Here is a 26,217-nt window from a genome sequence, read left to right as displayed (position 1 = left end):
GATCAGGGTCGAAATGAAGCGCACATGGCTGATGGTGATGGCCGGGATTTGCCTCACCGGATGCGTACAACAGACCACCTACAGTGGCACTGACCAACGGGTTGTCGAACCGACCTATGACGCCGTCTCTGCGGCCCGGGAGCGCATCGCCCTGGGCCTGACTTACCTGCGCCGTGGTGACATGGAGCAGGCAAAATTCAATCTTGATAAGGCCTTGAAGCAGGCGCCCGACCTCGATGAGGCGCACCTGGCTCTGGCCTTCTACTTCGAAACCGTTTCCGACACTGACCAGGCAGAGCGCGCCTACCTTCGCGCCCTGCGGGTCAATCGCCACAACGCCGACGCCGCCAACAACTACGGTGTGTTCCTCTGTCGTGAGGGTCGCTTCAAAGAAGCCGACACCTGGATGCGGCGCGCGGTCAACAATCCTGACTACATTCGCCAGGCTCAGACCTACGAAAACCTGGGCATCTGCGCCCGGGAAGCGGGCTGGAACGACAAAGCCCAAGGCTACTTTGAGCAAGCTCTCAATTATGACCCCCGCCGGGCCGTCTCTTTGTTAGAGGTGGCCGAACTGGCATTTGCCGCCAGGCAGCCGGCTAAGGCCCGGAAATACCTTGGTCGATACCACGACGGTGGCAATGAATCCGCACAGAGTCTGTTATTAGGGGTGGAATTGGCGCTCGAAGCCGAGGATACTGATGCGGCTCGCCGCTATGGGGTACTATTGTTGGCGAAATACCCTGGCTCTGAGCAGGCGAAAATCTACCGAACGAAGTTTTACTGATGAGTGACGAACTGAACCACGAAACCCCCGTTGAAACCCCTGGCCCTCTGCTGAAGGCTGCCCGGGAGCGCGCGGGTCTGACGACGCAACAGGTGGCCCAGCGGCTCAACCTGCGTCATTCCGTGGTGCAGGGTATGGAGCAGGACAGCTTCGAGCCCGGCACTTCGGTCACCTACATTCGCGGCTATGTACGGAACTACGCCCGCCTGGTGGGGCTGGATGAAAGCCGCATGAATCAGGCCCTCGACGCCCTGCACCGGGTCGAGCCCACCCCCAATATGCAAAGTTTCTCCCGCCGCACCAATCGCGAGAAAGCTGACAACCGCTGGATGATGGCCACCTGGGTCATCGCGCTGGGCATTGTCGGCCTGGTGGTGTGGTGGTGGTTGGCCAATGCCGACAGTCGGCAGTTGGCCCCTCAAGGCAGCGAGACCCAGGTTGAAGCCCCAGTGGCCGGTGAAGTGCCGGAACAACTGGAACCGCAAACCCTGCCCGAGGTGGCACCGGAAGCGGCTGAGCAGGTCTCTGAAGCCGCCTACAGCGGCAGCGAGAGCGCCGGTGAGATTGAGATGGGTGCGGTGACCACGGCCGATCAACCGGCGGATGAGCCGGTTACCGAGCCGGCGGTGGAACAGCCGGAGACGGAATCCGCACCGGTCAACGCGCCCAGTGCCGCCGAAGCCGCTCAGGCCGAACCGGAAAGCGCCCCTGCTGAGCCCGCCGATGCCGCGTCCAGCCGTCTGGCCATCGCCCTCAAGGCGGAGTGCTGGATGCTGGTTCAGGACGCCGACGGCGACGTACTGCTGGAGGGCCTGAAGCTGGATGGTTTCAAGACCGAGTTGACCGGCAAAGCGCCATTCAGCCTGCGTCTGGGTGCGCCTGAAGCCGTTTCCCTTGAGTTTAACGGCGACGCCGTTGACCTCTCCTCCTTCCGTGCCGGTCGGGTCGCGCGCCTGACCCTGCCGCAGTAAGACCGATATGCAACACGAAAGCCCGATTGTTCGTCGCAAGTCCACCCAGATCTGGGTGGGCAATGTGCCGGTGGGCGGCGATGCGCCCATCTCCGTCCAGTCCATGACCAACACCCGCACCACCGATGTGGCGGCCACCGTCGCTCAGATCCAGGCGATCCAGAAAGCCGGCGCCGACATCGTTCGGGTGTCCGTGCCAACGATGGAAGCCGCGGAAGCGTTCAAGCTGATCAAGCAGCAGACCGACATCCCGCTGGTGGCTGACATCCACTTCGATTACCGCATCGCCCTGAAAGTGGCGGAGTACGGCGTTGACTGCCTGCGCATCAACCCCGGCAATATCGGTCGCGAAGACCGCATCCGTGCGGTGGTGGACTGTGCCCGTGACAACAACATCCCGATCCGCATCGGCGTGAACGCGGGCTCCCTGGAGAAAGACATCCAGGAGAAATACGGCGAGCCGACCCCGGCAGCGCTGGTGGAATCCGCCATGCGTCACGTCGACATTCTCGACCGCCTCAACTTCGACCAGTTCAAGGTCAGCGTAAAAGCCTCTGACGTGTTCCTGGCGGTGGAGTCCTACCGTCAGCTGGCCCGTGAGATTGTGCAGCCGCTGCACCTGGGCATCACTGAAGCGGGCGGCGCCCGTGCCGGTTCGGTGAAATCCGCCATTGGTCTGGGCATGTTGCTGTCCGAAGGGATCGGCGACACCCTGCGCATCTCGTTGGCGGCTGACCCGGTTGAAGAGGTCAAAGTGGGCTTTGATATTCTCAAGAGCCTGCGCATCCGCGCCCGCGGCATCAATTTTATCGCCTGTCCGTCCTGCTCCCGTCAGGAGTTCGACGTGATTGGCACCGTCAATGCGCTGGAGCAGCGTCTGGAAGACATCACCACCCCGCTGGACGTCTCCATCATCGGCTGCGTGGTCAATGGCCCCGGTGAAGCCCTGGTGTCAGACCTCGGTCTGGCGGGCTCCAACCGCAAGAGCGGCTTCTACGTCGGAGGCGAGCGCCAGAAAGAGCGCCTCGACAACGACAACCTGGTGGAACTGCTGGAAGCCAAGATCCGCGCCCGCGTTGCCGAGAAGGCGCAACGCATCGACGTCAAGGAAGAGGACGTCTGATCCCACTCCCGCCGCCCGCCCCTTTTCCAAAGGGCGGGCGCTTTCTATAATGGCGGGTTCTTGCGAATTCAACCTCCAACTCATTACGGGTAAATCGTGGCAAAACAGATCCAAGCGATCCGCGGCATGAACGACTGCCTGCCGGCGGACAGCCAGAAGTGGCAACAGGTAGAGCGCACCCTGCGCGAGCTGGTAGCCAGCTTTGGTTATCAGGAGATCCGCACTCCCATCGTCGAGATGACCGGCCTGTTCAAGCGCGCCATCGGTGAAGTCACCGACATCGTCGAAAAAGAGATGTACACCTTTGAGGATCGCAACGGCGATTCCCTGACCCTGCGTCCGGAAGGCACCGCCTCTACCGTACGCGCGGGCAACGAACATGGCCTGCTGTACAACCAGGAACAGCGCCTGTGGTACATGGGCCCGATGTTCCGCCACGAACGCCCCCAAAAAGGCCGCTACCGCCAGTTCCACCAGTTTGGTGTGGAAGTGTACGGCCTGGCCACCGCCGACATCGATGCCGAAGTGCTGATGCTGTCTGCGGCCCTGTGGGACCAGCTCGGCATCCGTGACCACGTACGCCTGGAGCTGAACACCCTGGGTAACGCCGACGAGCGCGCGGCTTACCGTGACGCCCTGGTGGTGTTCCTGGAGCAGCATAAAGAGACTCTGGACGAAGACAGCCAGCGTCGTCTCTACACCAATCCGCTGCGCGTGCTGGATTCCAAAGACGCCAATGTACAGGCCCTGCTGGCCGGTGCCCCGGTGCTGATGGACTACCTCGGCGACGAATCCAAGCAACATTTCAACACCTTGTGTGAACTCCTGCGCGCTGCGGGCATCGAATTCACCGTGAACACCCGTCTGGTTCGTGGTCTCGACTACTACAACCGCACCGTGTTTGAGTGGGTCACCGAGAGCCTCGGCTCCCAGGGCACCGTACTGGCCGGTGGCCGCTACGACAGCCTGGTGGGCCAGCTGGGTGGCAAAGACACCCCGGCGGTCGGTTTTGCCATGGGCATGGAGCGTCTGGTCCTGCTGCTGGATACCCTGGGCAAATTCGACAATCTGCCCCGTGGTGTGGATGTCTATCTCTGTGCCATGGGCGACGGCGCGCAAGCCGCAGCCCTGCAACTGGCCCAGGAGTTGCGCCAGAGTGTTTCTGGCCTTAAGGTGATGACCCATTGTGGTGGCGGAAACTTCAAGAAACAGATGAAGCGCGCCGACAAGAGCGGAGCCGAACTGGCCCTGATCTTGGGTGAGGATGAACTGAAACAGGGACTGGTGACCGTTAAGCCTCTGCGCGGAGGCGAACAGCGTCAACTGTCCCGGGACGCACTGGCCATGGAACTGAAGGCGCTGGTGCAGAATTAAGGGGAACACCGTGGAAATTTACAGCACTGAAGAACAACAAGTAGAAGCGATTAAGAGATTCTGGAAAGAGTACGGTGTTTCCATCATTGGTGGCGCGGTACTGGGTCTGGGTGGTTTGTTTGGCTGGAACACCTACCAGGATCACCTGGTGGGCAAAGCTGAACAGGCTTCCGCTGCCTACGGCCGAGTGATTGAGCAGGCTGGCCAATCCCAGGATGCGCTGGATACCGCGGTCGCCCAGTTCCAGAACGAATACGGTGAGTCCGGCTACGGCCCGCTGAGCCAGCTGCTGCTGGCCCGTGCTGCGGTTGAAGCCGGTGACCTGGCCAAAGCCGAAACCCTGCTGACCGAAGTGCTGCCGAGCATGGACAGCGCCACTGCGCCGATGGTGACCCTGCGTCTGGCTCGCGTGCAGCTGGCTCAGGACAAACTCGACGCCGCCCAGGCCACTCTGGAGAAGGTGACCAGTGAAGCGTTCGCCGCTCAGCGTGAAGAGCTGAAAGGCGACGTGCTGGTGAAGAAGGGTGAGATGGACGCCGCGCGCGCCGCTTACCAGTCCGCACTGGACGCTGGCGGGGCGCAAACCAGCCCGGCCCTGCAGATGAAACTGGACGATCTGGCTTAAGGAGTCGTGCCGATGTTGCTGGCAAGAAAAGGATGGCTGGCGGGCCTGATCGGTGCGGCGTTGGTGCTGGGCGGTTGCGCTTCCAGCGACGACGAAGCCGAAGTGGTGGCACCGCTGCCGGAGATCGCCAACCCGATTGACGCTTCCGTGCAGTGGACTGCCCGTGTCGGCAACGGCATTGAGGACTACTGGTCTTCCCTGTCTCCGGCAGTGGCGTATGACAAGGTGTTCGTGTCCGAGCGCTTTGGCTTGATCAGCGCTTTCGACCAGGCCACTGGTGAGCAGGTTTGGGAGACCAACCTGCGCCGCGTGTTTGCCGAAGGTGCACTGCAGAAGAACAAGGGCGCCCGCTTGTCCGGCGGCCTGACCACCGGCTTCAACAAGGTGTTTGTGGGCAGTGAAAACGGCGTGCTGTTTGCCCTGAACGCGGAAGACGGTGCCGTGGTCTGGCAGGCCACCACCCGCGGTGAAGTGTTGTCTGATCCGGAAGTGGTTGGCACCAACGTGATCGTCAATACTGGCGCCGGCAAGGTGCAGGCGTTCGACGTCGACAGCGGTGAATTCGAATGGCAGATGGACCTGACCATGCCGTCACTGGTGCTGCGCGGCACCTCCGGCATCGGCCAGGCTCAGGGCGCGGCCCTGGTGGGCACCCCGGACGGTAAGATCACCGCCATCATCGCCGAGAACGGTGCCCCGGTATGGGAAGCCCGACTGGGTGAAGCCACCGGCGCCAACGAACTTGAGCGCGTGGTGGATGTGGACGCGGCCCCGGTGGTACTGGGTGACACCGTGTACGGTGTGGCCTTCAACGGCAACCTGTCCGCCATTGAGCTGCGCAGCGGCCGCATCCTGTGGGCCCGTCAGTACTCCAGCTACTCGCCCCTGGCGATCAGCGGATTCGACATCTACCTGACCGACGCCAAAGGTTCGGTGTTTGCCATCGACCGCCGCAACGGCCTGGAGAAGTGGGCCAACAGCGAACTGACCGGTCGTATGGTGACCGCGCCTCAGGTGCTGGGCGACTATCTGGTGGTGGGCGACTTCGAAGGTTACCTGCACATCATGGACCGCGATAACGGCACCTTGCTGGGTCGGGTTCAGGTGGATTCCAGCGGTTTGTATACGCAAGCACTGCGCGATGGGGATACACTCTATCTCCAGACCCGGGCGGGACGCATAGCTGCGGTGACAATTCCCTGATCTGGCTGTACACTATGCCGCCCCCGAATCTCCGGGGGCGTTTTTATTTTATTCGAGAGGTTTGCACACGATGATCCCAGTGGTGGCCCTGGTTGGACGTCCCAATGTGGGCAAGTCGACCCTGTTTAACCGGTTAACCGGCACCCGCGATGCCCTGGTGGCCGATTTCCCTGGTCTGACCCGTGACCGCAAGTATGGCCAGGCTAACCTGGCGGGCCATGACTTCATCGTTGTGGATACCGGCGGTATCGATGGTACCGAAGAGGGCATCGAGACCAAGATGGCAGAGCAGTCCCTGCGTGCCATTGAGGAAGCTGATGTGGTGCTGTTCCTGGTGGATGCTCGCGCTGGCCTGACCGCCGCCGACGAAGCGATCTCCAAGCACCTGCGCAGCCGCGAAAAGCGAACCCTGTTGGTGGCCAACAAGACCGACGGCATCGACGCGGACGCTGCCGTGGGCGAGTTCTACGCCCTGGGTTACGGCGAGATCCACCAGATTGCTGCGGCCCAGAACCGCGGTGTGTCCTCCCTGATCCACTACGCCCTGGCCCCGATGGCTGAAACGCTGAAAGAGGAAGCCGGTGAGCTGGACGAGGAGATTGACGAGGATGCCTGGGACGTCGAAGAGCCGGAACAGCTGACCGAAGAGGACGCCGAGTCTGAAGCGGAGCGCCTGCGCGCCCTGCCGATCAAGCTGGCCATCATCGGTAAGCCGAACGTGGGCAAATCCACCCTGACCAACCGCATCCTCGGCGAGGAGCGGGTGGTGGTGTATGACATGCCCGGTACCACCCGTGACTCCATCTACATCCCGATGGAGCGTGATGGTCGCGAATACGTGCTGATCGACACCGCCGGTGTGCGTCGTCGTAAGTCCGTGTACGAAGCGGTTGAGAAGTTCTCCGTCATTAAGACCCTGCAGGCGATTGAAGACGCCAACGTGGTGCTGCTGGTGGTGGACGCCCGTGAAGGCCTGTCTGATCAGGACCTGTCCCTGCTGGGCTTTACCCTTAACGCCGGCCGCGCGCTGGTGGTGGCGGTGAACAAGTGGGACGGCCTCGATATGACCGTCAAAGAGGACATCAAGCGCGAGCTGGACCGTCGTCTGGGCTTTATCGACTTCGCCAAGCTGCACTTTATCTCTGCGCTGCACGGCACCGGTGTGGGCCACCTGTTCGAATCCGTACAGGAAGCCTACGACAGCGCCACCCGTCGCTGCTCCACCTCGTTGCTGACCAAGATCATGCACATGGCCCAGGATGACCACCAGCCGCCGATGGTGCGCGGTCGCCGGGTGAAGCTGAAATACGCCCACGCCGGTGGCTACAACCCGCCGATCATCGTGGTGCACGGCAACCAGGTGCGTGACCTGCCGGACGCGTACAAGCGCTACCTGATGAACTACTACCGCCGTTCTCTGAACATCGTCGGTACCCCCATCAAGGTGCTGTTCCAGGAGGGCGCGAACCCCTTCGACGGCAAGCGCAAAAAGATGACTGCCAGCGAGCAACGCCAGCGTAAGCGCGTGCTGGGACACCTGAAAAACCGCCGCAAGTAAGCGGTGACAAAAAGGAGCCTTCGGGCTCCTTTTTTTGTGGGTAATTCCAATTCGTGACCCACCTGACAGAACCAACGGCGCCCCTGTTATGGCGCTGTTAATGGCTGCCACCCAAGTGGTAAAAGTCGGAATTTGATCCCGGCGCTGTAATGAAAAAACTTTACAATAGCGCCAGTTTAGATAGGAAAGATGGCCGTCATCGCCATGAAGGATCTGCAGTTTAACGCCCTCGAGTGGCTCAACCTGATGCCCGAGGCGGCCGTTGTCCACGACAGTGTTGGCATTGTGGCAGTGAACGCCATCGCTGAACCCCTGTTGTTGGCCTCCGGGGTGTTGGACCAGTTGCGCTGCATTCGTCAGGAGGGGCGGATCAGCTTCCGCTCATCGCACAGTCATCTGCAACTGAATATGGCCAGCTCCCGCCTTCCCGGCCGCGATGCCTGGCTGACGCTGATGACGCCGCTGTCGTCGCCCTCTCATCACTACCAGCAGTTGGTTGACCGTAACCCCTGTGCCTTTATGGTGCACCGTCGCTTTAAGCCCCTGTTCGCCAACCCGGCTTTTGCCCGCCTGTTTGATTTTGCGTCTGTCGAGCAGGTACTGGAGCTGGACAGCCTGCGTCGGATCATCGGCGAAGCGCACTGGCCGGAGGCTCAGCGTAATTACGACACCCTGATGGCGTCCGGCACCCTCGGCAAAACCCAGGTGGTGGAACACCACACCATCAACGGCCGCTCTCTGCACGCCCATCTTGTGGACTTCGTGCTGATGTGGGATGGGGAGCCGGCGGTCTGTACCGTGGTCAGCAACGTCTCCAAAGAGGTACGGCAGCTGGAGAAACTCAGGGCACTGGCCCTGACCGATCCTCTGACCGGCCTCTCCAATCGCCGTCACTTCTTCGATTACTCCGAACCCTACCTGGTGCGGGCGCTGGAGCAGGGCGGCGGATTGGCGCTGATCCTGATGGACATCGACCACTTTAAGGAGATCAACGATCGCTTTGGCCACCCCTTCGGTGACCGGGTACTGGGCCAGTTTGGCCAACGCCTGGTGAACCTGGTGGAGGAGGAAGCATTAGCGGCCCGCATCGGCGGTGAGGAGTTTGCCCTGTTGATGCCGCTGCGCACCGACCAGTGTGTTCAGGAGGTGGCCGAGTGCCTCTGTCGCCAAGTGGGCTGGACCCAGACCGAACAGGGGCAGGAGGTCAGGGTGGCGGTGTCGGTGGGCGCCACAGCCTGGCGTGGTAACCAGGACCGGCTGACCGACATGTACCTGCGGGCCGACAAGGCGCTGTATCAGGCGAAGGCGGAAGGGCGCAATCGCAGCTGTTCCACTGAGCCGGTGCTGGTGGAGTCGTAACTCTCTGCCACGAATTTGCCGTGGCAGGTTGCGGCTCGACTAAGCTTGCCTCTTGGAGCGGGTTTCTCTCCGCCAAGAGAGGTGTACCATGCATGCTCACAATGGGCTCGACTTAACCCCCCTTAGCGGCCAATTCAGCGGGTCGCTCATCCCCCCGGAACATCCCGAATACGATGCCGTTCGCCAGCTGTGGAATGCCATGGCCGACAAGCGTCCGGCATTGATCGCCCGATGCCAGAGTGAAGCGGACATTCAGGCCGCACTGGCCTTTGCTCAACAGCACTCGCTGGAGATCGCGCTGCGCGGTGCCGGCCACAACATTGCCGGTAACGCCAGCTGCAATGACGGCTTGTTGATTGACCTGTCATTGATGAACGAGGTCACCGTGGACCCGGCCACCCAACTGGTTCAGGCGGGCCCCGGTGCCACCCTGGGCCAGATCGACGCCGCCTGTCAGGCGCACGAGCTGGCGGTACCGGTTGGCATCAACTCCACCACCGGCATTGCCGGGCTGACTCTGGGCGGCGGCTTCGGCTGGCTGACCCGGCGCTTTGGCATGACGGTGGACGCCCTGCGGGCCGCCCGGGTGGTCACGGTGGATGGCGACGTGGTTGAGGCCAGCGCCGACAGCCACCCGGACCTGTTCTGGGCGTTGCGAGGAGGCGGTGGCAACTTCGGTGTGGTCAGCCGTTTTGATTTCCAGGCTTACCCGGTCGGGCCGGAAGTGTTCGCTGGGTTGGTGGTGTTCCCCTTTGCCCAGGCTCAGGCCGTGCTGGAGCAGTATCGCAACTGGATCCTCACCACACCGGAAACCTTTAACGCCTGGGTGGTGATCCGTCATGCTCCCCCGTTGCCGTTCCTCGACCCCGCCGTGCACGGCACCAAAGTGGTGGTGCTGGCCATTTGCCACAGTGGCGAATTGGCAGAAGGCGAGGCGCTGGCCGATACCCTGCGGGGCTTTGGTGAACCGCATGGCGCCCACCTCGGCGCCATGCCCTATGCCGAGTGGCAGCAGGCGTTTGATCCGCTGCTGACCGAAGGCGCCCGCAACTACTGGAAGACCCACAACTTCACAGAGCTGTCGGCGCCGCTGGTCGAAACCGCGCTGGATTATGCCGAAGGCCTGCCGGGGCCGGAGTGCGAAGTGTTCTTTGCGGTGATTGCCGGGGCGGCCAACCGGGTGGCGTCGGACGCCACCGCCTGGAGCGCCCGGGACGCGCGTTTTGTCATGAATGTGCACGCCCGCTGGCAGGAGGCGGCAGAGGATGAGCGCTTTATCCAGTGGTCCCGCGCGCTGTTCCGCGCCACCGCCCCCTACGCCTCAGCTGGGGCGTACGTGAACTTTATGACCGAAGAGGAGGGCGGCCGGGTAGAGGACGCCTATCAGCAGAATTACGCCCGGCTCAAACTGGTGAAACAGCAGTGGGACCCCAACAACCAGCTGCATCTGAATCAGAACATCTCACCGGACTGATGTCGGGGTAATCACGCAGAAAAAAGGGGCCATGATGGCCCCTTTTCGTTACTCGGTGTCGGTCACCTTCAACCCCAGGCTGCCCTGATGCAACCGGGCGGTGAGGCGTTGCCCCACCTCAACCTGTTCGGTCGACTTGATGGTCTGGCCCTGTTCATCCTGAAGGATGCTGTAGCCTCGGGACAGCACCGCCAATGGGCTGACCGCCTCCAGTGCGGCCGCCCGTCCGGCCAGGGTCAGGCGCCCCTGATGCAGCTGCTGGCCGATAGCGCGGTTCAGACGGTGCTCCAGGCCATTCAGCTGCTGCCCCAATGCGGCAAGACGGGGTGTGGGGTGGAAACGGTTCAGGCGGGCTTCCAGGCGCTCTACCGTCTGGGCACGCTGGCTGACCTGGGCTGTCATGGCACGGTCCAGTCGCAGGCTCAACTCATCCAGCCGCTGGGCGTGCTGCTCCAGCTTGCGGCTGGGGTGGTTGCCGTTCAGGCGGGTGGCCAGCAACACCAGACGCTGCTGTTGCCCACGCAGCTGGGCACCGATGGCCTGAGCCAGCCGCTGGCGGTCACGCTGCAGGCGGTCCAGTCGCAGGCCCGCATCCTGGCTCAGCAGCTCGGCAGCGGCGGAAGGGGTGGGGGCGCGCAGGTCCGCCACGTAATCGGCGATGGTGGTGTCCACCTCGTGTCCGACCGCACTGACGATGGGCAGGCGGGAGTGGTAGATGGCCCGGGCCACTGCTTCCTCGTTAAAACACCACAGGTCTTCGAGGCTGCCGCCGCCCCGGGTCAGCAGGATGGCGTCCACCTCATCCCGGGCGTTGGCGGTGGCGATGGCCTGGCAGATCTGCCCGGTGGCCTCGGCGCCCTGTACCTGGCTGGGGTAGATGATCACCTCCAGCATCGGGTCGCGCCGTTTCAGCACCGACAACACGTCCTGCACCGCCGCGCCACTGGGGCTGGTGATCACGCCAAGGCGGCGGATGGGGTGGGGCAGGCACTGCTTGGCTTCCATGGCGAACAAACCCTCGGCGGCCAGCTGCATCTTGAGCGCCTCAAAGCGCTGCTGCAGCAAGCCGTCGCCCGCCGGTTGCATCGACTCCACCACCAGCTGCAGATCCCCTCTGGGCTCGTACATGGTGAGGTTGGCGCGCACCAGCACCTGCATGCCGTGTTCGGGCCGGAAGCCGACCCGGGCGGTGCGGCTTTTGAACATGGCGCAGCGCAACTGGCTGCGGTCATCTTTCAGGGTGAAATACCAGTGACCGGAAGACGGCATGGCCAGGTTGGAGATCTCACCACTGAGCCAAATCCGGCCCCATTGCTGCTCCAGCAGGGCTTTGATCTGGCGATTCAGGGCGGAAACGGTGAATACGGCGTTGGAAGCGGACAAAAGAGGGTTTCGCTGTGGTTCGTGAAGATGATCGTCAATTGGTACCAACTTTCGTTTGTCGGGGCAAGGGCAAGTCGCTATAATGCGACCGCAATATTTTACCTCGTCCAAATCCTCAATTCGGTGGAATGTTGCTATGCTCCGCATCAAACAAGAAGCTCTGACGTTCGATGACGTCCTCCTGGTTCCCGCTCACTCAACTGTTCTGCCCAATACTGCCCAGCTTGGTACTCAGCTGACCAAAACCATCAGCCTGAACCTGCCGTTGCTGTCTGCAGCCATGGACACCGTAACCGAAGCCCGACTGGCCATCGCGATGGCACAGGAAGGCGGCCTTGGCTTTATTCACAAAAACATGAGCATCGAGCAGCAAGCTGCTGAAGTGCGCAAAGTGAAGAAGTACGAAGCCGGTATCGTGCAAGACCCGATCACCGTAACCCCTGACGTGACCATGCGCACCCTGCGCGAAATGGCCGAGCAGAACGGCTTTGCCGGTTACCCGGTGGTGGCTGACAACAACGAATTGATCGGCATCATCACCGGTCGTGACGTCCGTTTCGTCACCGATCCGGAACTCACTGTTGCCGAAGTGATGACCCCCAAAGAGCGCCTGGTGACCGTGCCGGAAGGCGCGCCGCTGATCAACGCTCAGGCGCTGATGCACAAGCACCGCATCGAGAAAGTGCTGGTGGTGGACGCTCAGTTCACCCTCAAGGGCATGATCACCGTTAAAGATTTCCAGAAAGCCGAACGTAAGCCCCACGCCTGTAAAGACGAGCTGGGCCGCCTGCGTTGTGGTGCCGCCGTTGGCGCCGGTGCCGGTAACGAAGAGCGCGTTGCTGCGCTGGTGGAAGCCGGTGTAGACGTGATTCTGATCGACTCCTCCCACGGCCACTCTGAAGGCGTACTGCAGCGCATCCGCGAAACCCGTCAGGCGTTCCCGCACATTCAGATCGTCGGTGGCAACGTGGCGACTGCCGCGGGCGCACTGGCCCTGATTGAAGCTGGCGTGGATGCGGTGAAAGTGGGCATCGGCCCGGGCTCCATCTGCACCACCCGTATCGTGACCGGTGTGGGCGTTCCGCAGATCACCGCCGTGGCCGAAGCCGCTGCCGTCTGTAACCAGCACGGTGTGCCGGTGATTGCCGATGGTGGTATCCGCTTCTCCGGCGACATCGCCAAAGCGCTGGCAGCCGGTGCCTCCTGTGTGATGGCTGGCGGCCTGTTCGCCGGTACCGAAGAAGCCCCGGGCGAAATCGAGCTGTACCAGGGCCGTGCCTTTAAGTCCTACCGTGGTATGGGCTCCCTGGGCGCGATGACCAAAGGTTCCTCTGACCGTTACTTCCAGACCGATAACGCGGCCGACAAAATGGTGCCGGAAGGCATCGAAGGTCGCATCCCCTACAAAGGTAAGCTCAAAGAGATCATCCACCAGCAGATGGGCGGTTTGCGCTCCTGCATGGGCCTGACTGGCTGTGCCACCATCGAAGAACTGCGCACCAAAGCGGAATTTGTGCGCATCTCCGGTGCGGGTATTAAGGAAAGTCACGTTCACGATGTGACGATCACCAAAGAAGCCCCTAACTATCGTCTGGGATAATAGCGTTCAGAAAGCGGGCCGGTTCTCCGGCCCGCTTTCCATCATCATTAGAAAGAGAAAGAACATCTCATGAGCAACATCCATGACCACCGTATCCTGATCCTGGACTTCGGCTCTCAGTACACCCAGCTTATCGCCCGTCGTATCCGTGAGATCGGCGTTTACTGCGAGCTGTGGGGCTGGGACGTCACCGAAGCCCAGATCCGCGACTTCAACCCGACCGGCATCGTACTGTCCGGTGGCCCGGAGTCCGTGACTGAGCCCGGTTCCCCCCGCGCTCCGCAATACGTATTTGAAGCTGGCGTGCCGGTACTGGGCGTGTGCTACGGCATGCAGACCATGTCCGAGCAGCTGGGCGGCAAAGTGGCCGGTTCTGACCTGCGCGAGTTTGGCTACGCCCAGGTGAAGGTACTGGAGCCCACCAAACTGTTTGAAAACATCGAGGACGCCATTGCCGAAGACGGCAAAGCGCTGCTGGATGTGTGGATGAGCCACGGTGACAAAGTGGTTGCCATCCCGGAAGGCTTCGTCAAAGTGGCCGAAACCGAAACCTGTCCGTTTGCCGCCATGGCCGACGAGACCCGCCACTTCTACGGCGTGCAGTTCCACCCGGAAGTGACCCACTCCAAGCAGGGCAAGCGCATGCTGGAGCACTTCGTACTCAACATCTGTGGTTGCGAAGCCAAGTGGACCTCCGAAGCGATCATCGAAGACGCCATCGCCCGCATCAAAGAGAAAGTGGGTGGCGACAAGGTGATTCTGGGCCTGTCCGGCGGTGTCGACTCCTCCGTGGTTGCGATGCTGCTGCACCGCGCCATCGGCAGCCAGCTGACCTGTGTGTTCGTGGACAACGGCCTGCTGCGCCTGAACGAAGGCGACCAGGTGATGGAGATGTTCGGCGACCACTTCGGTCTGAACATCGTCCGTGTTGACGCCGAAGAGCGCTTCCTGAACGCGCTGGAAGGCGAGAACGACCCGGAAGCCAAGCGTAAGATCATCGGCCACACCTTTATCGAAGTGTTCGATGAAGAAGCCTCCAAGATCCAGGACGTGAAATGGCTGGCTCAGGGCACCATCTACCCCGACGTGATTGAGTCCGCTGGCGCCGCCACCGGCAAAGCGCACGTGATCAAGTCCCACCACAACGTGGGCGGTCTGCCGGAAGACATGGAGCTGGGCCTGGTTGAGCCGCTGACCGAGCTGTTCAAAGACGAAGTGCGCAAGATCGGCCTGGAGCTGGGTCTGCCGTACAACATGCTGTACCGTCACCCGTTCCCCGGTCCGGGTCTGGGCGTGCGTGTACTGGGTGAAGTGAAGAAAGAGTACTGCGACCTGCTGCGCCGTGCTGACGCCATCTTCATCGAAGAGCTGCACAAAGCCGACCTGTACAACAAGGTGTCCCAGGCGTTCACCGTGTTCCTGCCGGTACGCTCCGTAGGCGTCATGGGCGATGGCCGTAAGTACGACTGGGTTGTGTCCCTGCGTGCGGTGGAAACCATCGACTTTATGACCGCCCACTGGGCCCACCTGCCGTACGACTTCCTGGGTCGCGTATCCAACCGCATCATCAACGAAGTGAACGGCATCTCCCGCGTGGTATACGACATCTCCGGCAAGCCGCCGGCGACCATCGAGTGGGAATGATCCCGTCTTTTAGCCTGAAGGCTGACTGACCTGAAAACCCCGGCCATTGGCCGGGGTTTTTTATTGCCCATTTATCCGCTCATCTATCCGCCCGCTCATCTATCCGCCCGCTCACCTATCCGCCCGCCCCATCCCGATTCGTTATCGCTTGATGCGGGGTCTCGGGAGCAGATACACAACTTCAGAATCATCTGCTGTCATTAATAACTGGAGATGTGCACCGTTTGGTTTTCCTCTCTGCTGCTGGCGGATGGTCGCATCCCCGGCGCTCTGCTTAGCGGATCCTGTGGTTGGGTTAAGTTGTGCTTCCTGCGGGAATGACTACCATCGGCGCCAAAATTCCGCCCGCAGTGAAGAAGAGGCCCGTACAGTGAACTCCCGCCACGCCATCCATGAAGACCTGTTTGCCCTGTCCATCGGCATTCTGACGCTCTCCTTTGCCATCGTGCTGCTCAAGCAGGCCGGGGTACTGGTGGGGGGCGTTGCCGGATTGGCGCTGCTGGTGAGTCAGCTCTCCGGTTGGAGCTTTGGTCTGCTGTTTCTCGGCCTGAGTGCGCCGTTCTACCTGATGGCCTGGTTCCGCATGAGCCGCAGTTTCACCGTCAAAAGCCTGATCACCGTGGCGCTGGTGTCCTGGCTGGCGGAGACGCTGGGCCAGAGCCTGGTTATTCAGGGCCTGACGCCGCTGATGGCGGGCGCCATTGGCGGTGTGCTGTGTGGGGTTGGCCTGCTGGTGCTGTTCCGCCATCAATCCAGTGCGGGCGGCTTTAACGTGCTGGCGCTGTTCTGTCAGGAGCGCTTTGGCTGGCGGGCCGGTTACCTGCTGATGGGACTGGATGCGCTGATCCTGCTGGCCACCGCCTACTTCTACGGTGTGGCCACCGGCCTGGCGTCGGCGCTGTGCATTGTGCTGATGAATCTGGTGCTGGGCTTTAACCACCGGCCCGGGCGCTACATCGCCAAGCCGGAGCTGGCGGCCTCCTGAGCCAATACCGAACACAATAAAAAAGAGGGCCCTGGCCCTCTTTTTTATTGCCCTAACGGAAGGGATCCTGCGGTGTCACCGGCTTCGGGTGGGGCGGCGCATCCCGCTTGCTCAAACAGAAGCGCATGGCGATTCGGCCGCGCTCCTCACACTCCGCCAAGGGGCGTTCACCCCGCTTCTCACACTGGTGCTGAGCGCGTTCCGCCATGGCATGGCAACGCAGGGTAAAGGCGTCGGCAGTGGGGGCCAGTTGCAGGCCGCTGAGGAGCACGATCAGGGAAAGCATAATCACGGCAGTTGGTGAGGATTTCGCCATTGAATGGCATTTTTTCACCAGGGTAAATCCCCGCTTTGCGGAACTGGGAGGTCACTGACGAAAGCCGCTGGAGCGGCAGAAAAGGCCGGTCATTGACCCGGGTGGATCCATTGCGCTGGATCACAAACCATTAACAAGGTCCGAGGGCGACTGGGATGCGTTTTCGGTTTTCCTTCCCTAAAGTTTGCGTGGCGAGCAAGCCCTCGAAGTCAGCGAGAGGGCAGGTGGGCGCCAGGAGCGGAGGGCTGATAGCGGCCCATGTGGTCATGGAGTCTTAAGGGTGGTGTTCATTAAGCCAGGGGGACTGGACGTAGCGTGGGCTTTCAGCCCACGGGAGAATGGCAGCTAGAGATGGGTTTCGTTACTTATATGGCCATCTGCTCACCGGGTCAGGCTTGATCAGCTCCGCCCGAATCCCCTTGTTTTCCGTGGGCCACAGGCCCACGCTACGGTAAACGCCACCACTTCGATTCAGAGTGCGAAACCGGACGTAGCGTGCGCCTGTGGCGCACGAACTGAACTGGCCGTTTTCGGTATCTCCCACTCGCTGCCCGGCAGTGTGCCTGACAGTGTTCCCGGCAACCTGAACAGCCGCCCTCAGCTAAGCCCCCGATTAACTATGCTTGAGCTGAGCCTTTGTTTTAAAACGCCCTCTTCGGTCTCGATGGTGAGGCACTGTGGGTCGGTTCTTTATTCTGCCGGTGTCACTGATCACCACTGGCGCATTGGGCGAGGGGCGGCGCGGCTGGGTCATCCGGGCCGGATGGGGGAACGGCTGGCTGGGAGTGTTCTGGGGCTGCTGGCGACCCCGCTGCCGCTGATACAGGCCGCCGGTATGACAGTGTCAAATGGCTCGTCCAGGGGGAAAGGGAAGGAAGCACCATGAGAGCGGGATTGAGCGAGCAGGAAGCCAGACAACGCCGGGAGCAGTTCGGTCCCAATCAGTTGCCATCGCCCCGGGCGAAGTCCTGGTGGTGGCTGCTGCTCAATCAGTTTCACACCCCCTTTGTTTACGTGCTGCTCGCTGCCGCGCTTATCGCGCTGGTCCTTGCTCAGCAGATCAACGCCATCTTTATATTGGTGGTACTGGGCATCAACGCCCTGATCGGCACCATCCAGGAGTATTCCGCCCAGAAGGCGGCCGGCGCACTGCACAAGATGGTGCCCCGGCGGGCGCGGGTGCGCCGTGACGGGCAGGTCAGGGAGATCGACGCCATCGATCTGGTACCGGGCGACATCGTCCTGCTGACCAGCGGCGACCGGATCAGCGCCGATACCCGCCTGACGGAGGCCACCGGATTGATGGTGGATGAGTCGGTACTGACCGGCGAAGCGCAGACGGTGGCGAAACAAGCCGCCAGCGCCCCGATTGAGGGGCCCCTGACCGAACGCAGCGATTGCGTGTTCGCTGGCACTATGGTGATGCACGGTCGCGGGGAGGGCGTGGTGGAGGCCACCGGAACCCAGAGTGAAATTGGCCAGATCGCCTCGGCAGTCAAGGCTCAGCCAGAGCCCAAGGCGCCGCTGCAGCGCCGCATCGAACGCTTCACCCTGGTGGTGGCCGTCAGCGTCATGGTGGTGATCGCCGTCCTCTTTGTCATTGTGCTGCTGCGTGGCGCCGATCTGGGCTCAATCTTCCTGCTGGGGCTGGCTCTGGCGGTCTCGGCGATCCCCGAGGGGTTGCCCGCCGCCATCACCGTTGCTCTGGCCATCGGCATGCGCCGTATGGCCCGGGTCAAAGTGATTGTGCGGCGGCTGGTGGCGGTGGAAGCGCTGGGGTCGTGCACCCTGATCTGCTCCGACAAGACCGGCACCCTGACGGTCAACGAGATGACGGTGCGGCAACTCTGGCTGCCCCGGGGGCAGCGGATCCCCGTCAGTGGGGAGGGGATGGAACGGGCCGGACGCATTGAAGCCCTGGCGGCGCAGGTCCCGGAGATGGAAGCGCTGGTTCACGCCGGACAGGTGTGCAATGAGGCCTCGGTGGTTGCGGTGCAGGGGCAATGGCGCGGCGAGGGGGATGGCGTGGATGTTGCCCTGCTGGTCTTGGCGGGCAAGGCGGGCTTCGCGCCTGACCAGGCGCAGCCCGGCGATGAGATTGACCGCGTGCCCTACGAACCGGAGCTGGCCTACGCCGCCGTGGCCGTTCAGGAGGGGGAGCAGAAGCGGGTCTATTTCAAGGGCGCGTTTGAACGGATCCTGCCGCTGTGTGATCAGGCGATGGGCAGTGACTGGGAGCCCGAGCGGTTCCAGCAGCAGCTGGCGGAGCTGGCAGGGCTGGGCTACCGCGTTCTGGCACTGGCGGATGGCCCGTGGCAGGGCAAGATGAATCCCGCGGAGCCCCCATCGGGACTGCGTTTCCTCGGTGCTGTGGCGATGGTGGATCCCCTGCGTTCCGATGCGGTGGAGGCGGTGGCCCGCTGCCGGGCCGCCCAGATTGAGGTGGCGATGATCACCGGCGACCATCCGGATACGGCGCTGGCGCTCAGCGTGGAGCTGGGGCTTTGCCAGCCTCGTGACCCCGTCGTCACAGGGCAGGATCTGGTCGCCGCCCAAAAACAGGGCGCCAGCGCACTGCGGGAAACCATCATGGGCAGCCGGGTGTTTGCCCGCATCGAGCCGATGCAGAAACTGTTGATCACTCAGGAGTTGATGGCGGCCGGTCACAACGTGGCGATGACAGGGGACGGGGTCAATGATGCGCCGGCACTGCATGCGGCCCATGTGGGCATCGCCATGGGCAAGCGGGGTACGGACGTGGCCCGTGAAAATGCCGACCTGATCCTGACCGATGACCACTTCGCCTCCATCGTCGATGGCGTCCGGGAGGGGCGTGTGGTGTACAGCAACATCCGCAAGGTGATCTACCTGCTGATCGCCACCGGTGCCGCCGAGATCGTGCTGTTTATTCTCAGTGTGCTGGTTGGCCTGCCCCTGCCGCTGTTGCCGCTGCAGATCCTCTGGCTCAACCTCGTCACCAATGGGGTGCAGGATGTGGCGCTGGCGTTTGAACCCGCCGAAGGGGATGAACTGACCCAGCCCCCCCGGCCCCCCAATGAGCGGATTTTTAACCGCCTGATGCTGGAGCGGGTGCTCAGCAGCGCCCTCTACATGGGTGGCGTGGCCTTCGCGGTGTTTGCCTTCGCTCTGTCGCAGGGCGTGGCGGAGGCCGAGGCCAGAAACCTGACCCTGCTGATGATGGTGCTGTTTGAGAACGTCCATGCCCTCAGCAGTCGTTCGGAGCGTCGCTCCTTGCGCCACCAGCCCTTCTTCTCCAACCCGTTACTGCTGCTGGGGATCCTGATCGCCCAGGGCATCCATATCGGGGCGATCGCCTTCCCGCCGCTGGCACAACTGTTGGCGCTGGAGCCGGTCACGCTCGAGCAGTGGGGCACCCTTCTGGCCCTGGCGCTGACGCTGTTTATTGTGGATGAGGGCCACAAATGGTGGCACAACCTCCGCCAGACGGACAAAGCGGATGCCCGGACAGCAGAGCGGGGCGCTTAACCGGGCTCTGTGCATCGGGCAAACCGCTTACGGCAACAGGCTGTTCAATTGAGGATAAGCGGGACGTCTCAGGATTTGCCAAACAGCTTACTCACCATCCCCAGAATGCCCTCGGCGCCGCCGGCCAGTTCCAGCAGATTGCCGCCGCTGCTGGCGCTGTCGAGCATGGCGGGGATGGCCTGAGTCAGGCCGTTTTCGGCGTCGGCCTGGTCCATTCCCAGTTGGTTGGCGAACCCGCTGAGTTTGTCCTGGCCAAACACCTGGCCCAGTTGGTCGGTAGAGATGGGGGCGTTCTCGCCATCCCCCAACCAGCTTTGCGCCAGATCCATCAGGCCGGCGCCATTGAGGCTTTCGAGAATGGCGCCCAGATCAATACCGCTGCCGTCGGCGTTACCTCCGAGCAAGCCGGCGAGGGCCGAAACGATATCATCCTGTGCGAGATTGCCGGCGTTGGCGCCGCTTTGCGAGAACAGGCGGGCGCCCATTTGAAGCAGTTGTGCGATGTCCATAGGGAGTCTCCTAACGTCGGACCGCCTTCAAGACTAGTTCAGCGCCTGCGGTTTTGTCGGGCAATAAAAAAGGGCACCGAAGTGCCCTTGAGGGGTTGGGGTCAGGAAATCAGAACGCCAACTTGGCCTGGCCGTAGACAAAGCGGCCGTAGGGGTTATCCAGATCGGAGATACCACCGGTGTCGTTGGAGCCATCCACCGGACGGTCCTTATCGAACAGGTTGTCCGCGCCCACGGTCAGGGTCAGGTTGTTGAAGCCAATGTAGTTGACCCGCAGGTTGAAGGTGGTCATGGAAGGCACCTCATCCTGGAAGCCAAAGTATTGGCCGTAGTAGTCGTCGTAGCGACCGCGGTAAACGATGCTCATGGAGGAGGCCCAGTCACCGTAATCCCAGCTGATCTGCGAAGTGTTACGGACGCGAGGCTGCTGCCAGGTACCCGCCCACTCTTCGCCCTCTACCTCATAGCTGTCGAGGTAGTAGGTGCTGTTGTTGAGTGACAGTTCACCCCACTGGCCGAGGCCGAGGATGTAGTTCAGGCCCATGTTGTAGCCGGTAACGGTACGGGAGCCGAGGTTGGTGGAGAAGGTGTGGATCTCCAGAATTTCACCCGGGAACCCGCCCTCTGCCGGGCCACGGATCACGGCGGTGCCTTCCGGCAGTTTGCCAGCTTCTTCCAGACGCAGGATCTCGGTGGCGCTCAGCTTCTCGATGCGGTCTTTGTGTTCGATGTTGAAGTAGTCGACGGTCATGCTCAGACCTTCAACCCAGCCAATGCTGTCAAAGTCCAACACGATACCGGCGTTGTACGAGGTGGAGGTTTCCGGATCCAGGTCCGGGTTACCGCCGCTGACCAGGCGAGTCTGCACGCTACCACAGTCTTTCGGGCTGTTGGGGAAGCTGTCGTCGTCCGGGTTACAACGCTGCGGGTCGGTGACGCGGGTGAAACCGGTGCTGGCACCATCCAACTCATACAGGTTGGGGGCACGGAAACCTTCGGAGTAGGAACCGCGCACCATCACACCCGGAGTCGGGGTGTAGCTCATCGCCACTTTCGGGGTGGTTTTGGTGCCGAAGTCGGAGTAGTCCTCAAAGCGACCCGCCACCTGCATGTCCCAGTAACCGAAGTCGTTGTCCATCAGCGGAATGGCGAACTCCACATAGGCGGAGAACTGGTCACGTTCGCCGGCCGCATCGGAGCCACCAGTGCCCACCAGGTCACCGGACTTGAGGTTGTCACTGGAGATGTCTTCCAGCTTCTCTTCGCGGTATTCGATACCGGCAGCCATGCCCACATAACCGGCCCACATCTCAAACAGCTCGCTGTTGGAGATGGTGAAGTCGGCGCTCCAGGTGGTGTAGGTGGATTCCTGGAAGGTGGTGGCGCGCAGGTAGTCGGCCATGTCGGCGGAGATCACGTCGAGCGGGTTCAGCCACTCCTTCACGCCATCACCGTTCAGGTCGACGCCTTCATTCAGGGCCTCGGTGGCGCGGGAAGCGGACACCATGTTGTTTGAACGGTTCAGGGTGTAGGACTTGTTGAATACCACGCCGGTGGAGTAGGTCCAGTCGGTGAACAGGTAGCCGTCCAGGCCCACCAGAACGCGGTAGCTGTTGCTTTCTTCGTGGGTGGTACGCGGGCCAACCTCTTCAAAGCGGCGGCGGAAGGTGACTTCGCTGCCATCCCAGGCTACGCCATTGGACAGGATGCCGTCGCCGGATTGCAGCTGGTCGTAAATGGGGTTGTTCAGGTCGATGGTGACGCCATCGCTGTCGGCAAACCACGGGGCCGGGGCGGATTGGTAGCTGCTCTCGGAGTTGGACAGCAGGGTTTCCACCTTGAAGATGTGGTCGGCGTTCAGTTCATGGGTCAGGTTGGCCATCAGGCCCCAGCGCTCGATCTCAGGCAGGACGCTGTTAACCGGCATGTAGTCATAGCTGCAGCTGCCGTTGCCATTGTCCTGAGGGCAGCGGTCAGAGGTGGCAGCCAGGCCCTTCCAGTCTTCAGGCGCATCTTTGGGAGGCTGTACCCATACGGTACCGGCCGGGGTGGCGGAGCTGGAGAAGTCGAACAGGCCGTTATCGGCGCTCAGGCCAAGGTCGGAGCCGAGGATGCCGTCCCGCTTATATTGGGACACCATCATGGTCAGGCTGGTTTTGTCGTTGGCGACACCGGCAAACACACTGTTTTCGATCTCCTCCATATTGGAGCCGTCGGTGGTTTGGCCGTAACGGGTGCTCAGCTCAACCCCTTCGTAGTCCTTGCGGAGAATGATGTTGACCACGCCCGCGATCGCGTCGGAACCGTAGATGGCGGAAGCGCCATCGCGGAGAATTTCCACGCGCTCAACGGCGGCCAGCGGAATGGTGTCGATGTTAACGAACATCTCCGCGGTGCCGGTCATGGTCGGGCGGCCATGGGGGGCCATACGGCGGCCATTCAGCAGGGTCAGGGTACTGCCCACGCCCAGGCCATTGAGGTCAACGCCGGACGCCGCGCCCGCAAAACCGTTGGTTTGGCGAACATCCTGGGTGGATTGGTTGGCCGGAACCTGCTTCAGCAGGTCAGCGATGTTCGAGACACCGGATTTTTCAATAAAGCTTCGGTCGAGGATCTCAACCGGAGAGGCTGATTCCACATCGGTGCGTGAAATGCGCGAACCCGTTACTTCAATGCGCTCTACGTCGTCTTTAACCGCAGGGGCTTCCTCTGCCACTGCAGTGCCGGCACTCACCCAGGCCAGTGAGCCCAAAGTGGTTGCGAGTAATCCTTGGCGTACTGCTTTGGATACCGATGATTCCATAGCCATCATTAACTCCCTAAGCGCCGCCGGATGGAGTGGCGGGCGCGTGTGATTATTTTTATCCCAGGAGCAACACATATTGCTCACATCGTGATACTTCAATTAATGACAATTTATGTCAACTAAGTGATTGTTTTTATGGGTTTAAATTAGTGAAAAGAATGTTAATAAAAGGTTCTTCGAAAGGGGTTCGGGATGGGTAATTAGGAAAAAATAGGCGTTTGGGGCGGGCGGGCTGTTAACATTCAGTTCAGGAAAAATTGGAATCAATTTTTTGTATGACATCAAAAAGCTGGAGTGAATACAGCTTGGCAACATTTGATGCTTGTGGCAGGGGTGAAGAATTGACCGGCGGCGCAAATGTAACGGATGTTTCCAGAGTGAGAAGCGGGATTCGTGGCGCCGCGTTGGCCGGAGCGATCAGGCTGGTTGCAGTGCGTCCCACACCAGCGCGCGACTGTGGCGATGCACCAGGGCAGCCATGGCTTCAGCGCTGCCGCAGGCCTGGCCCTGGCGCCAGTGGCTGAGGTGGGTTTGGTATAAGCCGGCCAGCGAGAGGGCGATGGCCCGAGGGGGAACCGCCCAGACCTGACCGGGGAAAGCCAACTCCAGGCGTTCGCTCAGGTGGCGGATCAGAGCCTGCTCAATCTGTTTCAGCGCGGGCTCGCCGTCGGCCCCAAGCGTGTCACTGAAGGAGCGGTGCATGGCACGCTGGCCCTCAAACCGGGCAAACATCGCCACCAGAGAGGCGGGCGGCTCTGGCCGTTGCCAGTCTTCCGGGCTGTTGAGCTCGCACAGCAGGGTGGCAAAACGGCGCTGGTGCAGAAAGGTGAGGATGCCCAGCTTGGCGCTGAAGTGCCGATAGAAGGTGCTGCGGCTGACCTGGGCGGTGTCGATCAGGTCGGCAATGGTGATCTGGCGATACTCCCGGTCGCGCAACAGTTGGGTAAAGGCACGGAGGATCCGGGTTTGGCTGTTCATATCAGGCTCGGGCAGGGGCGATACCCGTTAGTCAGACCCACCCTGCGGGGGTTCCTCCCGCGTTGGCAAAGTGCCTGAAAGATCACAAAAGTGAGCGCAGGCCGCCACAATGAGACAGATCCTGGGTTTTGTTTCTCTGTTTGCTTCCCCGCCTTTTCTTACCCTTGTGCCATCGCCACCGAGTGCGGTGGATTTTGAGGGATCATCATGAGCATCACTGAATGGCTGGCCATGGGGCTGGCTCTGGTTCTGGGTGGCTGGGCACTGCTCAGTGGCCCCCGTCGATTTGGCCTTGGTCTGACTGCGGCGCTGGCGTTGTTGGCCTGGGGACTGGCGTTAACTCCGCTGCTCTGGTTGGGGCTGGCGGCCGTTGCCGCGGTGCTGGCATTGGCCCTGGTATGGCCGGACAAACGGCCCTTTGTCTGGCTGACCAGTGCGCCCCATAAAGCCCGCCAGTGGAACCGTTGGCGCGACGTCACCCAATGGTTGTTGGTGGCGGCGATGGCGGCGGCCGGGGTGCAGTATGCGCTGCACGTGTGGCAGCTGGACAGTGGTGCGCCCACCATAGCCCGGCCCGATGTGGTGGACGCGTTTTTGCCGATTGCGGCACTTATCCAGCTTAAGGGGCTGCTGGAACTGGGCCTGTGGGATACCCATCACCCGGCCGGTCTGGTGATGCTGCTGGCGGCTTTGGGACTCAGCCTGACCGTCAAGCGGGCCTTCTGTGGCTGGGCTTGTCCCATCGGTTGGTTAGGGGAGCGCGGCTACCAGCTGCGCCGTCGCCTATTGCCGGTCAACTGGCGGGAGCGACTGGCGGCGCTGCCGAACTGGCTGAACCGCAGCGTCAGTGTGCTGGCTTTGATGCTGGACTGGGCGCTGCGACTGGTGAAGTACGGCATTCTGGCCTGGCTGGTGAACCTGTTGCTCAGTGGCATGCCGGCCATGATGGTCGCGCGTTACCTGCAGGGCCTGTATCACCAGGCGGCGGATCTGAAGATGTGGGCGCTGTTTACCCAGCCTTCAGCGGGCATGCTGGTGGGGTTGGGCGTGGTCGTGGCGCTGGCGCTGGTGCGACGCAACGGTGTGTGTCGTTATCTCTGTCCCTATGGCGCCCTGATGGCCATTGCCGGGGCGTTCAGCCCCTACAAAATTCGCCGGGACACGGCCCTGTGTCTGCGGGACGCCAAAGGGATGAACTGCGACAAGTGCCACCGGGCCTGCCCGTCCCGTATCCATGTGGAAGTGGTGGGCACCGTGCACAGTGATGAGTGCCACAGCTGTCAGCGTTGCGTGGCCGCCTGTCCGGTCAAGGGCGCGGTCAGTCTCAGTGCGCCGGGCCGTCGCTGGCCAATGACCCCCCGGGCCATGGTGCTGGTACTGATAGGCTTTCTGTTTGTATTGCCGTTGTTCTTTTACGCCGCCGGAATGTGGGGCAGTGACACCTCGCCAATGATGCGTGCCATGTTGTGGCAACGGCTGGAAAACCTGCCGCTGTTTTAAGGACACTCCGGAAAGAAAACGCCTTCAGATGAAGGCGTTTTTTATTTATGGGCGAGTTAATGCTTTTGAATTGTCTATACCATTAGTGCATGGGGTGTGTGGGTGTATTGATGTATTGGTACAAAAGTGCGGGCTTGTTTTTGCGCTTGGTTTTTTGGCTTGTTTTTTGTGAAAAACAAGTGTGTATTTCAGTCGTTCCTCTCTTCTTCGTTGATTTCAACTGTGCATTTGCGGGATTTTCGCGATAAATCGCTTTCGGCAAATATTGCGATCCAATCGGATTACTCTTCGGAAATATTATGCCAATCAGATGCCTGGGTCTGATTTTATCTGGCTTTAAGCATGGCGCCGCCTCTCGCTGGTGCAATATTAAGTGCCTGAAAGTAAAGGCTTAAGTCTTCGTTTTGGCTGGGCCGTCCCCCTTTGTCTCTGCGCCCGACTTTATCTTCCCATTGAATGGTTCTTGCCCGTAAATATGTGCCGTTCCTGCATCTATGTTTTTTTGGGAGAGACGT

General features: G+C 61.3%; 19 protein-coding genes. 14 read left to right on the top strand and 5 right to left on the bottom strand.

Annotation, left to right across the window (positions count from 1 at the left end; genetic code table 11):
* Positions 1-13 precede the first annotated feature (13 nt).
* From pilW to FBAL_RS14065, 9 genes are all read left to right on the top strand, one after another.
* Positions 14-787 carry a type IV pilus biogenesis/stability protein PilW gene (gene pilW / locus FBAL_RS14105; RefSeq protein WP_013346257.1) on the top strand — a complete coding sequence of 258 codons (774 nt, stop codon included), beginning with the start codon at positions 14-16 and terminating at the stop codon, positions 785-787.
* Positions 787-1,758 carry a cytoskeleton protein RodZ gene (gene rodZ, locus FBAL_RS14100; RefSeq protein WP_013346256.1) on the top strand — a complete coding sequence of 324 codons (972 nt, stop codon included), beginning with the start codon at positions 787-789 and terminating at the stop codon, positions 1,756-1,758. Before pilW ends, rodZ begins: the two co-directional genes overlap by 1 nt.
* Before the next feature lie 7 nt (positions 1,759-1,765).
* The gene (gene ispG, locus FBAL_RS14095) at positions 1,766-2,881 is read left to right on the top strand and encodes a flavodoxin-dependent (E)-4-hydroxy-3-methylbut-2-enyl-diphosphate synthase (protein ID WP_013346255.1); all 1,116 of its coding nucleotides are present in this window, start codon (positions 1,766-1,768) and stop codon (positions 2,879-2,881) included.
* A 96-nt stretch (positions 2,882-2,977) separates the two neighbouring features.
* Entirely contained in the window at positions 2,978-4,255 is a 1,278-nt protein-coding gene (gene hisS, locus FBAL_RS14090) for a histidine--tRNA ligase (RefSeq protein ID WP_013346254.1), read from the top strand.
* Positions 4,256-4,265: 10 nt separating this feature from the next.
* On the top strand, positions 4,266-4,880 hold the full coding sequence (locus FBAL_RS14085) for a tetratricopeptide repeat protein (protein WP_013346253.1): 615 nt from the start codon (positions 4,266-4,268) through the stop codon (positions 4,878-4,880).
* A 12-nt stretch (positions 4,881-4,892) separates the two neighbouring features.
* Positions 4,893-6,083: an outer membrane protein assembly factor BamB gene (gene bamB, locus FBAL_RS14080; protein ID WP_013346252.1), complete on the top strand. Its 1,191-nt coding sequence runs from the start codon at positions 4,893-4,895 to the stop codon at positions 6,081-6,083.
* 70 nt (positions 6,084-6,153) lie between these two features.
* Positions 6,154-7,641 (top strand): ribosome biogenesis GTPase Der, encoded by a 1,488-nt coding sequence (der, locus tag FBAL_RS14075; protein ID WP_013346251.1) that lies wholly within the window; start codon positions 6,154-6,156, stop codon positions 7,639-7,641.
* 189 nt (positions 7,642-7,830) lie between these two features.
* Positions 7,831-9,000 (top strand): GGDEF domain-containing protein, encoded by a 1,170-nt coding sequence (locus tag FBAL_RS14070; protein ID WP_013346250.1) that lies wholly within the window; start codon positions 7,831-7,833, stop codon positions 8,998-9,000.
* A gap of 199 nt (positions 9,001-9,199) precedes the next feature.
* Positions 9,200-10,474: an FAD-binding oxidoreductase gene (locus FBAL_RS14065; protein ID WP_245544356.1), complete on the top strand. Its 1,275-nt coding sequence runs from the start codon at positions 9,200-9,202 to the stop codon at positions 10,472-10,474.
* A gap of 48 nt (positions 10,475-10,522) precedes the next feature.
* On the opposite strand, the gene xseA is transcribed toward FBAL_RS14065, so the two are convergent.
* The gene (xseA, locus tag FBAL_RS14060) at positions 10,523-11,857 is read right to left on the bottom strand and encodes an exodeoxyribonuclease VII large subunit (RefSeq protein ID WP_013346248.1); all 1,335 of its coding nucleotides are present in this window, start codon (positions 11,855-11,857) and stop codon (positions 10,523-10,525) included.
* Between the two features lie 136 nt (positions 11,858-11,993).
* Here xseA and guaB point away from each other — a divergent pair, with 136 nt between their 5' ends.
* The 3 genes from guaB (at position 11,994) to FBAL_RS14045 (ending at position 16,086) form a co-directional block, all read left to right on the top strand.
* On the top strand, positions 11,994-13,457 hold the full coding sequence (guaB, locus tag FBAL_RS14055) for an IMP dehydrogenase (protein WP_013346247.1): 1,464 nt from the start codon (positions 11,994-11,996) through the stop codon (positions 13,455-13,457).
* A 69-nt stretch (positions 13,458-13,526) separates the two neighbouring features.
* Complete coding sequence (gene guaA, locus FBAL_RS14050) at positions 13,527-15,101, top strand: glutamine-hydrolyzing GMP synthase (RefSeq protein WP_013346246.1); 1,575 nt, start codon at positions 13,527-13,529, stop codon at positions 15,099-15,101.
* A gap of 370 nt (positions 15,102-15,471) precedes the next feature.
* Entirely contained in the window at positions 15,472-16,086 is a 615-nt protein-coding gene (locus tag FBAL_RS14045) for a YitT family protein (protein WP_013346245.1), read from the top strand.
* 52 nt (positions 16,087-16,138) lie between these two features.
* Here FBAL_RS14045 and FBAL_RS14040 read toward each other — a convergent pair whose 3' ends face one another.
* Positions 16,139-16,372 (bottom strand): hypothetical protein, encoded by a 234-nt coding sequence (locus tag FBAL_RS14040; protein ID WP_041251310.1) that lies wholly within the window; start codon positions 16,370-16,372, stop codon positions 16,139-16,141.
* Between the two features lie 912 nt (positions 16,373-17,284).
* Between FBAL_RS14040 and FBAL_RS14035 the strand changes: the two genes are divergently transcribed.
* Positions 17,285-19,909, top strand: coding sequence for a cation-translocating P-type ATPase (locus FBAL_RS14035; protein ID WP_013346243.1), 2,625 nt, complete (start codon positions 17,285-17,287; stop codon positions 19,907-19,909).
* 68 nt (positions 19,910-19,977) lie between these two features.
* Here the strand turns inward: FBAL_RS14035 and FBAL_RS14030 are convergent, their stop codons facing one another.
* The 3 genes from FBAL_RS14030 to FBAL_RS19655 all read right to left on the bottom strand — a co-directional run bounded on the left by FBAL_RS14030 (position 19,978) and on the right by FBAL_RS19655 (position 24,202).
* The gene (locus FBAL_RS14030) at positions 19,978-20,418 is read right to left on the bottom strand and encodes a YidB family protein (protein ID WP_013346242.1); all 441 of its coding nucleotides are present in this window, start codon (positions 20,416-20,418) and stop codon (positions 19,978-19,980) included.
* 109 nt (positions 20,419-20,527) lie between these two features.
* The gene (locus FBAL_RS14025) at positions 20,528-23,221 is read right to left on the bottom strand and encodes a TonB-dependent receptor plug domain-containing protein (protein WP_171814275.1); all 2,694 of its coding nucleotides are present in this window, start codon (positions 23,219-23,221) and stop codon (positions 20,528-20,530) included.
* Between the two features lie 420 nt (positions 23,222-23,641).
* Positions 23,642-24,202, bottom strand: a complete 561-nt coding sequence (locus FBAL_RS19655; protein WP_013346240.1) for a TetR/AcrR family transcriptional regulator — start codon at positions 24,200-24,202, stop codon at positions 23,642-23,644.
* 207 nt (positions 24,203-24,409) lie between these two features.
* Between FBAL_RS19655 and FBAL_RS14015 the strand changes: the two genes are divergently transcribed.
* On the top strand, positions 24,410-25,702 hold the full coding sequence (locus FBAL_RS14015) for a 4Fe-4S binding protein (protein ID WP_013346239.1): 1,293 nt from the start codon (positions 24,410-24,412) through the stop codon (positions 25,700-25,702).
* Positions 25,703-26,217: the final 515 nt, after the last annotated feature.

Source organism: Ferrimonas balearica DSM 9799 (genome assembly GCF_000148645.1).
GTDB classification, from domain to species: domain Bacteria; phylum Pseudomonadota; class Gammaproteobacteria; order Enterobacterales; family Shewanellaceae; genus Ferrimonas; species Ferrimonas balearica.
The sequence above is the reverse complement of the archived record's forward strand: the minus strand, read 5'-3'. Positions and strand labels throughout refer to the sequence as shown.

Bases quoted from the DNA above. Each gene is read 5' to 3' on its own strand.
- pilW (WP_013346257.1), top strand. From the start codon at position 14: ATGAAGCGCACATGGCTGATGGTGATGGCCGGGATTTGCCTCACCGGA.
- rodZ (WP_013346256.1), top strand. From the start codon at position 787: ATGAGTGACGAACTGAACCACGAAACCCCCGTTGAAACCCCTGGCCCT.
- ispG (WP_013346255.1), top strand. From the start codon at position 1,766: ATGCAACACGAAAGCCCGATTGTTCGTCGCAAGTCCACCCAGATCTGG.
- bamB (WP_013346252.1), top strand. From the start codon at position 4,893: ATGTTGCTGGCAAGAAAAGGATGGCTGGCGGGCCTGATCGGTGCGGCG.
- der (WP_013346251.1), top strand. From the start codon at position 6,154: ATGATCCCAGTGGTGGCCCTGGTTGGACGTCCCAATGTGGGCAAGTCG.
- FBAL_RS14070 (WP_013346250.1), top strand. From the start codon at position 7,831: ATGGCCGTCATCGCCATGAAGGATCTGCAGTTTAACGCCCTCGAGTGG.
- FBAL_RS14065 (WP_245544356.1), top strand. From the start codon at position 9,200: ATGGCCGACAAGCGTCCGGCATTGATCGCCCGATGCCAGAGTGAAGCG.
- guaB (WP_013346247.1), top strand. From the start codon at position 11,994: ATGCTCCGCATCAAACAAGAAGCTCTGACGTTCGATGACGTCCTCCTG.
- guaA (WP_013346246.1), top strand. From the start codon at position 13,527: ATGAGCAACATCCATGACCACCGTATCCTGATCCTGGACTTCGGCTCT.
- FBAL_RS14040 (WP_041251310.1), bottom strand. From the start codon at position 16,372: ATGCTTTCCCTGATCGTGCTCCTCAGCGGCCTGCAACTGGCCCCCACT.
- FBAL_RS14035 (WP_013346243.1), top strand. From the start codon at position 17,285: ATGAGAGCGGGATTGAGCGAGCAGGAAGCCAGACAACGCCGGGAGCAG.
- FBAL_RS14030 (WP_013346242.1), bottom strand. From the start codon at position 20,418: ATGGACATCGCACAACTGCTTCAAATGGGCGCCCGCCTGTTCTCGCAA.
- FBAL_RS14025 (WP_171814275.1), bottom strand. From the start codon at position 23,221: ATGGAATCATCGGTATCCAAAGCAGTACGCCAAGGATTACTCGCAACC.
- FBAL_RS19655 (WP_013346240.1), bottom strand. From the start codon at position 24,202: ATGAACAGCCAAACCCGGATCCTCCGTGCCTTTACCCAACTGTTGCGC.
- FBAL_RS14015 (WP_013346239.1), top strand. From the start codon at position 24,410: ATGAGCATCACTGAATGGCTGGCCATGGGGCTGGCTCTGGTTCTGGGT.